General features: G+C 55.2%; 4 protein-coding genes. All 4 read left to right on the top strand.

Features of this window, described 5'->3' with window-relative positions:
- Positions 1-772 (top strand): L,D-transpeptidase family protein (locus JW937_06965; GenBank protein ID MBN1587151.1); only part of this gene is annotated, 772 nt, incomplete at its 5' end.
- 10 nt (positions 773-782) lie between these two features.
- Positions 783-1,805 (top strand): acetyl-CoA carboxylase carboxyltransferase subunit alpha, encoded by a 1,023-nt coding sequence (locus JW937_06960; protein MBN1587150.1) that lies wholly within the window; start codon positions 783-785, stop codon positions 1,803-1,805.
- A gap of 128 nt (positions 1,806-1,933) precedes the next feature.
- Entirely contained in the window at positions 1,934-3,439 is a 1,506-nt protein-coding gene (locus JW937_06955) for a hypothetical protein (protein ID MBN1587149.1), read from the top strand.
- 141 nt (positions 3,440-3,580) lie between these two features.
- Positions 3,581-16,441: a DUF89 family protein gene (locus tag JW937_06950; protein MBN1587148.1), complete on the top strand. Its 12,861-nt coding sequence runs from the start codon at positions 3,581-3,583 to the stop codon at positions 16,439-16,441.
- Positions 16,442-16,448 lie beyond the last annotated feature (7 nt).

The raw sequence follows: 16,448 nt of genomic DNA, 5'->3' as shown, positions 1-16,448 counted from the left end.
GATCGAAGGCAGGACTGTGGAGGTTAAACAACAGCTGGTTGACTTGGTGAAGCAGCATCCGGCCGAGCCCCGGATATCGGAGGCCCTCGTGCTCTTGGGAGAGCTCCAGTCCAAATCAGGGGAGCTCACCGCGGCGCGCAAGACCTTCCTCAGTATTGTGGAGAAGCACCCGACCCGTCCTGAGGCCAGTCTTGCGCTCGATCAGCTGGGCCGGGTGAATCTGGCCTTGCTGACTTCCTCTAAACCCCAACCTACGGACCTTCTTCATGAAGTGATCCCCGGGGACACGCTTGGGGCCTTGGCCAAGCGTTACGGAGTTACGGCGGATGTGATCCGCGCTGCCAACGGCATTTCCGGAGACTTGATTCGTGTGGGACAGAAGCTGCGCGTGCCCAATGTGAAGTTCAAGATCGCGGTGAGCCGCGCGCAAAACACCTTAGTCCTTTTTGACAATGATGAGCCTTTTAAACAATACCGGGTGGCGACCGGCCTGGATCAATCCACTCCTGTCGGCAGCTTCAATATCGTCAATAAGCTGGAAAACCCGATCTGGTACACGGCCGGCGCAGTTGTGCCGCCGGAGAGTCCGGCAAATATTCTGGGAACACGCTGGTTGGGAATTTCAGCCGAGGGCTATGGGATACACGGGACAACCGAACCTGAATCCATCGGAACTTCAGTGACCGCAGGTTGTGTGCGGATGCGGAATCAAGAAGTCGAAGAACTTTATGCACTTGTCCCGGTGGGCACCGAAGTGATTATTCAAGACTGAGGACATTCTTATGGGAAAGCACGTACTGGAATTTGAAAAGCCGGTGTTTGAGTTGGAAGCGCAGATCCAGAAGCTGAGGGATCTGGCCATTGAGCAGGGCGTGGATCTCAACCATGAGATTACGCAATTAGAGGCCACCCTGGCCAACACGGAGAGGGCTGTATACGAGAGCCTGTCGCCATGGCAGCGTATTCGCATTGCCCGTCATCCGGACCGGCTTTATACAAGCGACTATATCAAAGGGATGACCCGGAATTTCGTTGAATTGCACGGGGACCGTGCGTTTGCGGATGACAAGGCCATTATCGGGGGGCTTGCGATTTTTGAGGGAATGCCGGTGATGATCCTCGGCCACCAAAAGGGCCGGGATGTCAAAGAGAACATCATGCGCAATTTTGGTTCCGCGCATCCGGAGGGTTACCGCAAGGCGATGCGTCTTATGCACCTCGCCGAGAAGTTCGGCCGCCCGATCATTATCCTTGTGGATACGCCGGGCGCTTATCCGGGCATTGGGGCCGAGGAGCGCGGCCAGGCGCACTTGATTGCGCACAATCTCAGAGAGATGTCTGTGCTGCGCGTGCCGATTGTGGTGACTGTTATCGGAGAGGGAGGTTCCGGGGGCGCGCTGGGCATCGGCATTGCCGACCGGGTCAACGTCCTCCAATACGCCTATTACTCGGTCATTTCTCCGGAGGGTTGCGCCGCCATTTTGTGGAAGGACCCGGCGCGGGCTTCCACGGCTGCCGATGTGCTTAAGATTACGGCCGGGGACCTCCTCAAACTCGGTGTGGTTGACGCCATGGTGGAGGAGCCGTTGGGCGGCGTTCACCGCAATCCGCCGCAGATGATCGACCTGCTGCGTACGCACTTGAAGCGCGATCTGGATGAACTAACCCAATTACCAGTAGAGACTTTGGTTGAAAAGCGTTATGATAAATTTCGAAAGATGGGGCAGTTCATTGAGGAATCTCAGAAGAAGGTCGAGAACCCAGCTGAGGCCGGCGAACAAGCCTCTGAACAGGTGACTGCTTGAGATCCGTTTGTCTTGCGACAAGCTTCCTAACACTAAGTCTTCTATTTGTCTCCCCGTGCGTCTCGTACGCGCAATCTCCTATTGAGCTCTATGAGCAATCCCGCACTGACCGCCAAGAGGCGAAAAATTTGCTGAAGCAGGGTAAAACCGCTGATGCGGTGGAGGCCTACCACCGTGCCTTGCGGACTTTGAACCGCATTGCCTTGCGCCATGTGGGATGGGAGAGCATGGATCTCGTGGATCTGGAGATCCAGGAGGTCAACACGGAACTCAACAATATCCGCAAGGAGATCGGGGCAGTGCCGCGCCCCGCGTCCATGGCGTCTGTGACTTCGGCTCCGACCTATGCGGATCCGCCCTCGAGCCTTCCAAACAGGCCTTTGGCCGGCGGGGATTCAACTTCTGTTTTGCGCAACCGGGTGAGCGCGGTTGAAGAAGCGGCTGTGGCTGCGCAGGGGAGGCTGGGCGAGGCGAATCAGATAATCGAGCGTCTTAAGGAAGACAACCGGGCGCTTTTTGACGAATTGAGTACGGCGCGAGTGCAATTGCGTGAAGTCCAGGAGAAATCGGTGGACTTGCATCAGCGCGCGCTGGATGCCGAGCGTTCCAATGTGGAGATGGAAAGGGAATTGGCCGAGTGGCAGCGGCGCAGCCGGCAGTTGGAAATGCGCAATGCCCAGGTCCAGGAGAATTTGGCTCTCCTGGAAAAGGACCGCATCGAGGCCGTTCGCGAAGTATCCGGAATGCGCGATCAAGTGGATTCTTTGCAAGCCCGCTATCATGATGCTATGCAGGCGCTTGAGGCAGCCGAGGCCGCTTCCACCGAAGCGCAGCGCCGGGCAGACAATCTCTCCAGGCAAGTGCTGGCATTGCAAGAGGACAACAAACACCAGGTTTTGGAAGTCACGGCTGATTTTGAACAGCGGCGCATGGCCGTTCAGACTCGACTTGAGAGCGAAATCAAATCTCTCAAGGACAAACTCGACACCGCAGAGCTCACTTCCAGCCAAGTGCAGTCCCAGCTTGCCAAGGAGCGTCAGGAGTCGGGGAGGCTCATTGCGGAGTATCAGGATCTTTTGAAGAGCCGCGAAAATGAGTTGCAGCGTAAGTCGCAGAGTTCGGTCAATGCCAGGGAAGAGGTAACCGTGCTCAGGGAAGAGCTGGCCCAGGTGCGCAAGCAGCTTTCCGAGGCGGAGCGCGATTTGCTGACAGCCCGTTCTTTTCAGAAAGATTTGGAGGAATCGCGGGACGAGCTGGCCAAACTCAAGGCTCAGCTTCGCGATTCCGAATCTCAGATGGCCAGTAACCAGAAGGCCCTCAGCGATGCTATGGAACGGGTGAAGACCGCAGGTGAAATGCAGGCCCGGGCGGAAAATGTGTTGGGCTCTCTGAAAGACCAGGCTGAAAAGGAGAAGCTCGACCTCTTGGACAGTTTTGTGAGAGAGAAGAGCCAGCTCTTGAGGCAGCTTGCCGAAGCCACCCAGCGGGTGGAGGAGATGCGCAAAGAAGCCACCTTGTACCGTTCCCATATGCTCCAGGCCCAGGAGCGCTTGGACGAGCTCCGGACCACCCTGGTTCCCTTTTCCGTGTCCACTGCGTTGGGCCAATCCTCAGAAAAATCCGAAGTCAAATAATCAAAACAAGTTAGATACCATCCTCGCTATTGACTTTGGGGTTCACTTCAGGTATACTTTTAATAATAATTTATAGATTTATTCCGGAGCCAGTCACACCGTGTCTTAACCCCTCAATCAGAACGCCTTGGGACACAACTAATGACCCAGAGACGCTCGCCAAACTTTGGATCTGCCGGCCCTTTACTGAGATTCACTGCGCTCTGGACTGCCCAAATCTTCCTCTTCACCTCCCTGGCCTCGGCCGCACCATTGCCCGCGGACAGGCAGCTTCTTTTGGATTCTTCCCGCAAACTTGCCGTCAAATCCCGTTTTGATTCAGGAATTTCGCTTGAATGGGATGTCATTACCCGCCCCGAAGCGATGGGGCATATTTCCGAGCACAACAAGTACCTTCAGGACGCGGGCCTTTCTCAAGAACTCCTGATTGAAGACCCCGACGCATTCTATTCTCTCTTGATGGTGCTTGCCGCGGCTGAATCCGGTCAGCTCACCGCGCTGCCACATTTGGCAGAGCAAGAAGAGAGCGCGCGAGGAGCGCTTATGCTTCGGGTGTCGTCCCAATTTGTGCGCATAAAAACGATTCCTTACTTCGGGGATATTGCAGGGCAAGTTGGGGACTGGCTGGGGGAATGGGGGGGAGCTGCCGAACTCCAACACCGTGCAGCGGAGCATATTGACGGTCTGGGAGAGTCCCTCTTTGTCCGGATGTCAGAGATTCTTTTCCATGCGCAGCAGCAGCGTGTCGGGGATGAAGTCTTGACTCTTCTCGAAATCTTAGTGGATAGCTTGGGGCATATGCCGCAGCCCAGCGATCAGTACAGGCTTGAAGGCTGGCGGCTGGAGGATCTCCAGCGTTTGCTTTTGGCGCAGGGTGTGGAGGCTCTGTGGGAGCTGGCACGGGAGGGGCGTTTGAGGGAGTGGGTCTTTCTGATGGACTTCTGGGAGGGGGAGCGCGAGGGCAGGACTGTGAGGCATTATGGCCGGCCTTTTGTGGCCTTGTATCCAGAGGACACAGACCGCAATGCCCATTACCAAGAGAGAATCCGGGCGGCCCACGGGGGAAGCCTCTCGGTCGGTCAACATCGAGGTTGGCAGCGCCACACCTTATTGGACAATTTGTTGGGTGGAGGAGCCCCGGCCGGGTACGATCAAAACCGATTGAAGTGGATAGAAGGTTTTGACACAACAGATCCTTTGCGCGCCTTTGCCGTGCGCTTTTTAGAACGCGCCTATGCGGTTAATAATCCTCCGCGAGGCGTGAGCCGCATTCTGATAGACCCCGCGCGATTTGTGCCCGGCCGGGACCGGTTCTTTGCCTTTGACGCAGACGGAAGCGGCCGGGTCCATGCGACCCAAGAACTCAAGACCTGGCTCGCTCAGCTACCTACAGAAATTAACAATATCCTGGAGGACTGGCAGGACTGGTTTAGGAAGATGGGGATGAAGGCGCCCAGTGACGAGGTCTTTGAAAACCTGCGCGCTGAGTTGATGCGCTTGATCTTAGGTTTGGGGGCCGTGGACGCGAATTGGCATGACAATCACGCAAGCGCTGCAAAGATTGTTCGAGATCTCATCGACGAGGGGTATGCGCCTGAAGAGATTCAGCGGCATTTGGGTATCAAGGATGCAAGAACCGTTCAGGCGTGGGCTGCAGGTCATCATCAGCCTTCCGGCATTTATACCTATCGTATCCACGAGTTGGACTACTTTATCCAGCACCAGAAGGACCCCGGTTGGTGGAACCGGCGGGCTTTGGAGCTGAGGGATATGGGGGTCACGGATACGGCCAAGTTAGTCAAGCTCGTATACGGCACGGTTTACCGCCGCTTGGGACCCCGGGATCCTCAGGTTTTTGTGAAGATGGACGGGGATGCGCGGTCCTTGCCCATGTTGGCCAACGTGCTTTCGGGAATTGACCAGGCAATCCAGGGCATTCCCGATGCGGGTGATAGACCGCTGGCCCGCTTGGGGTGGAGTATTGCCGGGGGCTTTGTGGGCAATCGATTTGATATGGGGGATAAGCAGACCCGGGACAGCCCCCTGGATGCGAATATGTTGGCCCGCGATTTTGTGGGCCTGAGAGAGCAGGTCCACAACGGCAGGGATAGCAGCTTTCTGACCCAGGGGAGCGAGGAGCCCAATGAGTGGTATGTGGATCATACAGATCAAATCGATGCGCAGCTGCGTATCATGCAGGAATATACGGGCAAAGAGTATCAGGACAGAGGAGAGGAGTCCATCGTTGCCGTTAACATTGACAACGCCGGGCCCGATAGTTTGCTGGGCGCTCTGCCGCTGATCATGAATATGGCTCTTTCGGAAGAAGAGGGGGGATATGGTTTAAGAGTGGTTGTGGGGGCTAATGAAAATCCCCGGGCCAATGATGAAACCTGGTATGAATTCCAGGAGAACTTGGAGCGAGCAGCCGATGAACTCAGCAAGCAAGGAGATTCCCGTTTACGCAATCTGATTAGCACCGGTCGGATATCCGTTATGTCCACGGGGGGAGACAACTACCGTCTGGATTTGGCCAATACCTCTGGGGAGTGGAACGCCCTCTTCAAGCCGGACAGGTCCTCTGTTCCTCTTAAGCGCAGAAGGTTTCTTATCAATATTGGTCAGGGCCGGGGCCCGGAAACCCTCTATGAGAATCATCCTGACCGGGGGGTGATCCATGCGCCGGTGAATGTGCCCGTGGCCAATCTCTTTACCTTGAAGTTGCCTCTGGTAGCGGAAGGTTTTGAGGCCATTCCGGGCATTCGGAAGGACCGTATTCGAAGAGGGCTAGTTCCGGACCGGCCGCCAAGGCGTTACGACGGCTTTGCCTTTTTCCAGCCGGCTGCCACCCCTGAAGAAATCCTGGAGCGGGCCTTGGCCCACTTGCCTTCTGAACAGCGACGGCTTCTGGCCTTTGAGCCGGAGTTTGACGGGCTCGTCCAGTTCCTGTGGGAAGCGGCTGAGCTCCGCGCCAACAATGGAGTGGGCAGCGGATTGGAACTGACTTGGAGACAAGACCAACAGGCAGTCCATCAGATTCTATCGAATAAAGGTTTTGCCGCAGTACTGGGCCTGGATTATGACTTTATGAGTAAACCGCTCTTTGCAAAGGTTGCGGCCGCTTCTCAGACAGGCCCTGCTTTGGGGTTTGACGCCCGGACTGTGGCGAATCCGGTCGCCATGAGCTTCATGTGCGGGGAGTGCTTGCGCGACATGTTGGGGGACGTGGATTGGCCCGGCTCCCGCGATCAGATGGTCGCGGATGCGCGCATGATTTTGGAGAAGGCCAGTGAGGAGGAAGAGGCGGAAAGACCCCTTGTTCCGGCTATTCGCGAGCTCCTCAGTGAAGTCCTTATCGCAGCACAGGGAATGCCCGATCCGCAGGGCCAGCCCGTTTGGGTGGATCGAACCTATTTGCAGCGAACCCTGATCCTCAGCGCAGTGCAGGAGATAGGTCTCTTAGCGCGCAAAGGACGCTTGAGCGATTTTGCGGAGCTAATGGAGCTTTGGGAGCAGGAGAGTTTTTGGGAGGATTGGGACACCGTTGATCAGTCCCGTTGGGCCGGAGCTCAGTTCGGGAGTCTGAGTGTTCGGAAATCTTTAAGAGCCCTCCACACGGAGGATCTCGAGGCAGGCGTGCAAGCGGACGAGTTGGTGGCGGATGCAAAAAAGGATTCCCCTGCGTACGCAGATTGGGTGATGGGTCAGATGAATGGTTTGGAGCCAGGCGCTCATCAGCACTCCGTGGTTGAAACTCTGTTGGGAGTGGGGCCTGGCACAACTCTCTTGGACCGCTTTGACACCCGCCAGCTTCTTGTGAAGAGTCCGGAGAGATCACAGCGCAGCCGGGGCAGGGCGGCAGACGCCTTACTCCTGAGCTATACGCTGAACAATCCGCATACGATCAGTTTGTTAGCAGAGGAGAGTCCCTTTCAGACCGGCTTGGGACATTTTGCAGCTGCAGAGAATGTATTCCAAACCTGGATGCCCCATATCCCAGGCACCATTCGGGCCTATCTTGAAGAATACCGGACCTTCTGTTTGGGGATGGGGCTGCCGGAGCCTTCCACAGATGAGATTGGAGAGATGGAAAAGGCGCTTCTGATTGATTTGTTTGGGGTGGAGAACCTTGAGGACTTGCAGATTGCCCAGGGACAGAGCATGGGGGAGCACGACGTTTCCCAGATTGTCGAACGACTTCAACAAATCTTTCCAGAGGCTCAGCCAGCAAGGGGTGAGGCCGCAAAGAGAATCGCGGTTCAAGCCGGAGAGACTCAGGAAACCGTGCTGAGTTGGATAGATGGCAAGAGTTTCCCCGAACAAGGATCTGCTCAAGCGCTCCATCAATTGCTTTGGTGGTTGGAAAAGGACGCGTCCTGGTGGGTAAATACTCGGGAGATCTTGGCGGAACGGGATATTCACACCGAACCCGATTTGGTCAAATATTTGCGCGGGAAATTATTCCGTTGGACAGGGATTCGGGACACCCAGCGATGGCTCAAAGAAGAGGCCAATGAGCGAGCCCTTGCCATGCTGCAGCAAGTGAAAGAGCGAACTCTGCTCGAGGGTTTCAAAACGCAGAATCCTTCTGATGCCTTCTATCGGGAAGAACTGCTCCGCCGCGCTCTGGCTGGGGTGTTTATGGGGAATCGCTTTGATGCTTCCGACCCCCATGCCAAGGGCGGGGATCTATTGGATACGCTCTGTAAGCAGTGGTTTAAGGACTATGACCAACTCCTGGACAAAGGGCACTTTAACGTGGACCACACACCTGCCTTCTTTGAGTACTTCGAATCCATGCGGGACGAGGGCCGCCCTGTGGTCATCTGTGTGGACAATGCCGGGCCGGACACCATCCTGGGTGTATTGCCTTTGGTGGCTTTGCTCAGGCGTCCTGTGAGTAAAGGGGGATTTGGTTTGGAGGTAATTATTGGAGCTAATGAGAATCCCCGGGCCAATGACATTACTTGGTATGAGTTACAAGAAGTTCTGCAGCAAGTGGAAGAGATCGATCCGGAGTTTGCTGATTTGGAGGTCATTTCCACGGGCATGGACAGCTACTACATGGACTACCGCCGAGTCTCTCCCAGATTTGCAGAGCTCATTAAGCAAGGGGCCTTCCCACTTCATATCGGGCAGGGCCGGGGCACGGAAAGCATGCTGACGACTCTTGGAAAAGACGGAGAAGCCGGGATGGAGGAGGTGGGCTTTGACTATGGGGTGATCTTTACCTTGAAGATGGCTGAAGTGGGCCTCCTGCTGGAATCTTTGATCGATGCGGAGCGATACAGCACTGCAGTGATGTTAAAGAGGACAGACGGCTCACTTAATGGCAGAGCTCGGGTAGCCAAGACCGGAACCGCAGGCCGGCGCAAGAATACAATGCCGGGTGTCTCTAAGGTTGGACAATCCCGGGAAATTCAGGAGGCTGATTGCTTGAATCACGCGACCTTCCTTGACTGCATGCGGCGTCTTGAAGGCATGAAGCGTCCTCTGCATCTGGCAGAGGGGAATGCTATCGACCCTCTGGAATTCTTCGCGCTCACGCAGGCGGACCGCACGCTTTTGGATGAGCGACTTTTGCATTTGCCGCCTTTGAAAGAATGGTCTTCGGGTTTGAGGGTCAAATTGGGCAAGGCCTTGGGCTTGGCAAACAATGAAGCTCGCCAAGATCCGCATCAGTGGGCCCAGGCCCTCAAAATTCCGGTTTCCAAGGAGGAAGAGGAGGCTGCACTCTGGGATAAGGTCAATGCGCACCTGCAACAAATCCTGATTGATGTGGCAGTGGTTCCGGAGCTGGAGAACGAGTTACAGCATGATGCAAGTCTAGGGCCCAAAGTTCAGGAGCTTTACGAAGAGCTGCGCGCCACCGAGTCCCAAGTTGCGGCCCTTATCCGGGCCGGGCCGGCTAAGCGCAAACTTGCCCGCCTCATTCTGCCCGCAGTGATCCCCGACTGGGAAGAGACTCTCTTTGACGAACTCTCAGACCTTGCCGACGAAATCGAATTGCTCTTATTTAACCGAAATCCTGAAATACGGGATGCCTGGCTGGGGTTGCCTGGAGAGAGTCAGAGACTCAGGCCTGCAGAACGCGCTTTGGTGATGGCCTTTGTGTGGCTCAACTTCCCTGAATTCCGTCCGGCCCGTGTCGATGGGCGAGCCGGGGTTCCGGCCCCTTGGACCGGAGTCATGGCCGGTGAAATTGCCTCATCTGGAGATTTTAAGGAATGCTTTGGCGCCTCAGCCCCTGTTGTGGCTCAGTTTCTCAATCGGCTTCAGACAGAGAAAAATACTCGCAGTGAGGTCCCGGTTTCAGAGATTCTGGCTGAGTGGCGTCCCTATTCTCAGGTGAATCGTATTCTCCTGCCCGCGGCAGAATTGGACGAAGAGTATCAAGTCAATGAGGCCTTGGATATTTTCATGATGGAAATTTCAGATCCGGAGTTTGAGAGAACACTTCAGGCCTGGATCAATGCCGCAGACAAAGAACTTTTTGTTCCGGAAAGTGTAGTGGTTAACGCTGAACAAGTCATGGATAGCCCTCTTATATCGCCTAAGTATGCCTTTTTGATCTTTCTTGCAGCAATTGCCTTGGTGAGCACTAACTCCGCACTGGCCTGTATTCTGGTTCCACTTCTTGGGTATTTTGGGATTGATGTCTTGACTCGATGGCTCCATCGGGACCGGGTCCTTGTGGATTCCGGATTCTCCATCCTATTGACTGAGCGAGCATTGCAGCTTCAAGAAATTCTTCGGGTTCTGGGGGAAATGCGTCACAGCAAGACAAATCCTGATGACGCGGGGGACTCCTACCTGGATCTGGAGCTTGCCTTTGTCGAAGAACTGAAGCGGCAAGCCGCATTCCTGGAAGGACTTTTGGAGCGGGGCCGTGTGCCCGGAGATGTGAGAAGTGTGTTCGAAGCCGCCGCAAATTATACGGTAGCGGTTGTGGAGCTTCAGCTGGCGGATCTTGCCACTGATACCGGTGAGCGTATCGCTAAGATAACGGATCTCCAGCTTCGCCTCCGGAAGCTGAAAGAGGAAAGAACTGTGTCCTCTCTGCAAGGCTTCCGCGAGTTGACAAGCCGCGCCTACCTGGAGCTGATGCGTTGCCTGGAGGCATTGGAAGAGGAACTGGAGGGTCTTAGAGAGCAAGCAGAGGAAGCCCGGGTTGCGCGTATTCAGTCGGAAGAAGTGGCCGCACGGGTAGTCCTCTTGGAAAGTCTGCAGGGCGCCATCAGCCGCCTCCCCATTGATGCAATGCAGCAGTTGCAGATGCAGATCGCTCTTTCTGATGCGTTGCAAACGACATTAGAGAAACCGGCCCGGGTCCAAGGCCGGCCTAACTGTGCAGTGCATGCCCTGAGAGAATGCGCCTGGCCTGCGCTGCAGGAATTCTGGTGGGCCAGGCTCCAGGCAGACGGCAGTGACGATGTGAGGGATCCAAAGGGTGTGTCCGCATTGCACCTCATAAATTCCATGATGTCTTCCGGAAGAGTGGTGCAGGCATTGGAGCAGACCGACGATTTTGTGCACGGGGCGCGCTTGGACGAGGCTCTGAGGGGAGTGACCCCGGTGGCGGTGCAGGTGCTGCTCAATTGGATTGTGTGGGCCATGCGGGCTGCCGGGGCGCCGGCACAGGAAGGGCCGGAATATGTGATTGTTGAAGTGCCGGAGACTCAGTTAGGCAATGCGCTCCAAGTCTTGATGCACGGGAGTAACGGGGTGGCCTATCCCTCCATGGCGCTTTTGGGTTCCGGAGAAAGAGGCCATTGGGTGGCGGTGGATCCCGCACGGGAGTTGCCTCTCTTTGATCCGGCGAAAGAAGAATGGATCTCCCTTAAGGAAGTGGAGTCGCTGATTGAGGAGTATCCGAACCAGGGAGAGCCTGCGCTGCTGGTCATGCCGCAAGTGATGGTTTCGCGTTTGGAGGAGGCTCTCCCGAAGGCAGAGGGTGAAGTCCCGAGTGTGAAGGTTCTGCAGGGTAAGGAACTGAAGCAGTTGGCTGAGCGGCGGGGTGGGGTCATGCTGCCCGATGAGGATTCCGACTATTTGTCTCCATATGAGGTCTTGAATATTTTGTTTGATGCCTATGTCCGTCTGGGAAGTGGTGAAAGTTTGGATGACGTCCGGCCCCAACTCCTAAAAGCTGAGATTGAACTTCCTTCGACAACTTCGGAAGCTAACATAAACTGGCGCGAATTTGTGGGCGAGCAAATTGGGTTAGGCGTGTGGGCTATCGATGAGATTGATGAGGGCAAGTATCTGAACCGTTTTCTGATTCTTGCCGCTCTGACGTGTCAGGCTCAATCCCGGCGCTTTGAACACATGGGCCGGACCATTAGAAGTCGCTTGGCAACGCGGGCCAGCGATAGAACTGCGCCGGGCGGGATTCCACGGTGGACCCGGCCTAAATCCGAAAAGGCCATGCTCCTGGAGGCGGCTGAGTGGTATTTGCTGAGCATGGCTTTTGCCTTTGGAACAGATACAAAAACCCGGCTGGATGAATTAAGAAGGATGCAGTTAGGAAATGACACAGTCTGGCAAGTCAGCCATTCCTCAAGCAAGCCGGTTGAATTCTTGCAGGCTGTGTTTTCCGGGAGTGTTTGCCTAAGTGAGGACAGACTCGGGTTCTACCCAATCCGGTATTTTTTGGAGTTGTTGGAAGACACGATGTCCACACAGACGATCCCTCAAGAGGACGCAGCATTTGTGCAGGACTTGAGCCTTTGGAGAGAAATGCGGAACATTAGTCTGAAACTGTTCTCAGTAGAGCCAGCAAAAGCATCAGGTATCCTGGTGGCTGCCCTGAATTGGGCTGAACAGTCCATGAGGGCCGGAGACCAACCTGGGTTGGCCCCGGACTCTCCTGTCCTTGGAATATTTGCCCCGAATACTTGGATGCCCCGGCACCTACCCGATGGATCTATCCGGGATGAATTGAACAAGCGCAAGCGATTCCTGGAGTCTATTTATGCCCACGGACCCAGCCTGCGTTCTGCGCTGCAACCGCTCATAGACCAATATGGGGATCTGATTGAAGCAGAAGATACCGGAAACCGGGAGGCCATAGTAGAGCAGCGGCAAAAGATAATAGAGGCCTTGTCAGCAGGGGTGCGGGACGCGTTACAAGTGTTCCAAGATCTGATTCAAGCAGCTGATCCTGGATTGGATCCAGCTGATTGGGCCAGGTATTTCGGCAACGACCCAGACTTCTTGGATCTTGCAGCAGAGGTAGTTTCTATTGAAATATTAGCTGAAGACTCTAAAGAGGTTAAACAGCTCTTGGGCGCCTGGCTCAGACTCCTCGAAGAATCCAATATTCCCCAATGGACTCAGCTTTGGAATGGGATTATCGGCAAAGTCCTCCAAGAACAGAAGGAGGTTGTTGAGGGTTCTTATTTTTGGATGAATACGAGTTATCTCAATGCACTGCATCATTTAAGAACTTGCCTTCAGATTCTGGGAGACATCCAGGCATGGCAGCAAGACAACCCCCAACAGTGGAATCAGAGACAGGGCGAATCAGCGGTTCAAAGACTGGCATTGCTCAAGCTGGATTATGAAACTGAAGAACAGTTGATTGAGGAAAGGGGGGCGCTGGGAAGAAATCTCCTGGCTCAGACTGTGTTGCGCGAGCCTGGTGGTCAATCCCCCATCGATGTTTTTTCCCAGGATTTGGTGCACATGGATGAGAATCGCCTTTCCTGGGTGGGCAAGTGGCAAGTGGTTTTGGGTCTTGTTATCGAGGCGGGCGCTTTTGGGACGGCCGGAAGCCTTGTTAAAGAACTGATGGATATCGATCCGGGGCTGGCTCAAGCAGTTGTGCAGGAAGAGTTTGGGGTTCAAAACGCAGAGGCCTTTGTCCGGGAAATGAACGCGATGGTCGCGGTGGTTCAACTTCTCGAGGGCAGTTACCCGGGCCGGTCCAGGGAATGGGGGCAGGCTCCGGAGCTGATTTCGGAAGCTGCGCGCAATTCGGACTCTAAGGTCTCTGCTGCGACTATGATTTCCCGTTTGGTTCGGGTAGCGGGATTGTTGCCGGAATTTAAGGATACTGGGTACGGGAGTCCTCGAGATTTGATGGAGAAATACTTCCAGAGAGCGCGCAGGACCCGCTGGATTCAGCAATTGCCGCGCAGCGGAGCTGTGCTTGCCCTGCTCTCCGATCCGCGCCTGCCGGCAGATGAGCAGATGAGAATCCCGGGTGATTCAGAAGAAATTATTGTGGAATGGCGCCTTGCCCGGCCTTTGTTGGATGCCACTCCGCGCTTGACTTCCCGTGCCGGCGCCCAAAGCATGCCTTTGCGTGGGAACAACCCCTATCGAGCGGAGGATGATTCGCTTTGGGTGGGCGGCCCCGGTGCTTCGGGATGGGCTGACGGTGTCCGGGTGGATCCGGAACAGATCCGTCGGCAGGCCGAGATTCAATTGAAGGTTCGGAATCTGGCCAGGGAGAAGAGCGCCGGTGTCCCTGTCCAAGGCGCCTTGGAGCGTGTCCGGGACACGACTGTGGAGCTCGTCTTTGACTCGGGAACAGCCGCTCCCCGAACGCAGGTGGGTAAGAAGCACGAAGTGATTCCTCTGAAGCTGCCGGGCAGAGACAGCCCTGTGCAGCTCTTGGTGGATCAGGAGTGGTTGAGGGTCGTGGAAGAAGGCCATTCACCCGGCGCATTCATCCAAAGGCTTTCTCAGGAACTGGAGAACGATATCCGGACCGGCAGAATTGACTCAAGTCAGTTGCCCGGTATTCTTATCCTGACTGAGCTTGTGGGTTCCAGACATCTGTTTGAAGACGACAGGACCAACAGCTTTGTGGGGATAAGCAAGGCCGTGCGCGGCCTGGACACCTCAGTGCGTTTGGACAAGGCGGTTTCCGGCGTGCTGGAAGAGTTCTGGCACGAGGCCAACCCAAATCCGGAAAATATCAGATTCGCAGAAGGCGAGCTGCTGGAGCAGCACGTGGAACGACTAAGCCGGACGAGAGGAGGCTTGGCCGCGGTGTTGAAGGCCTTGGATAAATCCGGAATCCTTTCACCGGACAGTCCTTTGCTTCACCGGATGGAGATACAGCAAGCTCTGGATAAGAGGGATGGAAAAGAGGCCTTTTTTGAAGTGGTGGATGCACTGGCGCCTTTTGTTCGCAATGGGCAGGCTGGCTTGGAAACATGGCGTGCAGAGCTGCTCTTGAGGGTGATGATCCAAGCTGAAGCCTATCAGGCAATCCTCATCTTTGTTTCCCGCATATTTAGGAAATATCAGGCTGCGGCAGCGAATCAATTGACACAGGCAGTTTCCGGCAGAGATTGGGAGGACTTGTTAGCGGATGTCGGTGGAAGAATAGGGGCCCCGATATCAAATGGGGCCGGGATAGAGGGGCAAAATCCGGATGTCAATGGGTGGTTTTATGCGGTCAGGCACAGAAGTCTTGAGATTGAATACGGGTTGGACGGTGCTGCCGAACAAGCTTCGGGCAGCCATGCAATGGCTATTGGAAGCCCCGGGTGGCAGCACGCCCAGGATGTGTTATCCGGGTTGGAATATGGCCAGGCCGTTCATTTGGAAGGCTCTCTAAACAATATCCATGCGTGTGTGGTTCAGATGGCAGCATGGGTTGTGAATCAAGACGGGTTGACGGACACTCAGGCACAGGCTCAGGTGCGAACTTTGTTGGGCCGGATTCGTATTTCTCTCGACTCTGTTCTCAACGATTCACCGGAGAGCGTCTTGGCTTCTGTCTTGCTTCGAAGGGAAGGCTCCCTGGAAGACTTGACGGCACTGGAAGTATTTCCGTTGACTGTGGGAAAGATAAAGAACAACCAGAGGGCGGTTTATACCGCAGCATTCCCCTGGATGGAAAGCCGTCTTTTGGAGGCCCATGGGCTGGCAGTCCGGGACATTGAGGCGGTGCGTGAAGTGGCTCCCAGCGAGAGAGTCATAAGCGATCTTGTGCGGAGTTCACCCGAACGCTTTGTAGTCGGGGTTCTACCCCAGGAAGCCGGCGGGGAGATGGCTGTGGTTTCCTATGTGTTAACCGATATGCTTCGAGAAAGGCCTTTGAGCTGGGACGAAGGGCTTCTGGGAGTCAATACAGACGGGCAGCGTTCTTCGATTTGGAATGTTCAGGGAGATACTGCCCAAGGGCAGCGTTCTGATGCGCTGAAGAGAATTGTCGAATCTCTAAAGAATTTTAAATCTCCGATCCTGTTGACGTGCAGTTGGGTGACTTCAGTCCCCGGGCAAGGCCGCGGAACCGAGACCCTCCATGCGGCGCTGGAATCCTCCCGGGCCATGTATCCGGGACTTGATGTGGTGCTGTGGCCGGAGAGCCGGGCAAGCGGGATGCAAGAATTTCATCGGGGATTTGAAACAAGAGGAGAGGACTCTCGGTTCCAAAGGGAATTTGGTGTGAGTTGGTCTCCGGTGATGTTCTATCCCTTTATGGTCCGGCCAGGCCCGGATCTTTTGCCATTAAATGAAGATCCGGAATATGAGACTGCGACTGCTTTTTTCCGGTGGTTAAAGCAAAAGGATTCTCCGGAGAGGAGTTCGCAATTGCTCCAGACAGCCCTGGACTATGCGGGGGATGAGGAGGCCTCGGAGTACCCAGTCGAGCTGGTGGTGGAATACTATCGATTCCTGAAGGAGCATCCGCAACAGAAATATCAACCCTTGAGCCCCACACTGGGTTGGCACAATCACAATGCCCGAACCTACAACAATGGATTTGTTCTCCCGGTTCCGCTGCCGGAGCATCGCGCCGGAAAACGGCCCGCCCTGCATCTGGCCCATGAACTTATAGCGGATGAAGAGACCTTTGGTTCCAACACTGTCACCGTCTATGTGAGCCCGGACACGACTTCCGGACAGCTTAGGGACAGGCTCCACCAAATCCTGAATCCAAACAGGACAGCGCCGCAAAGCGCTGCCCTTCCCTCAATCCACGCATTCACTGCAGACGAAGACGCTCATCTATTCCAGGAACTCGCCGCGAGCTTGTAAAAAAAGA

It is taken from the genome of Candidatus Omnitrophota bacterium, from assembly GCA_016929445.1.
GTDB lineage: Bacteria > Omnitrophota > Gorgyraeia > JAFGIU01 > JAFGIU01 > JAFGIU01.
This window is presented reverse-complemented; position numbering and strand designations above follow the sequence as displayed.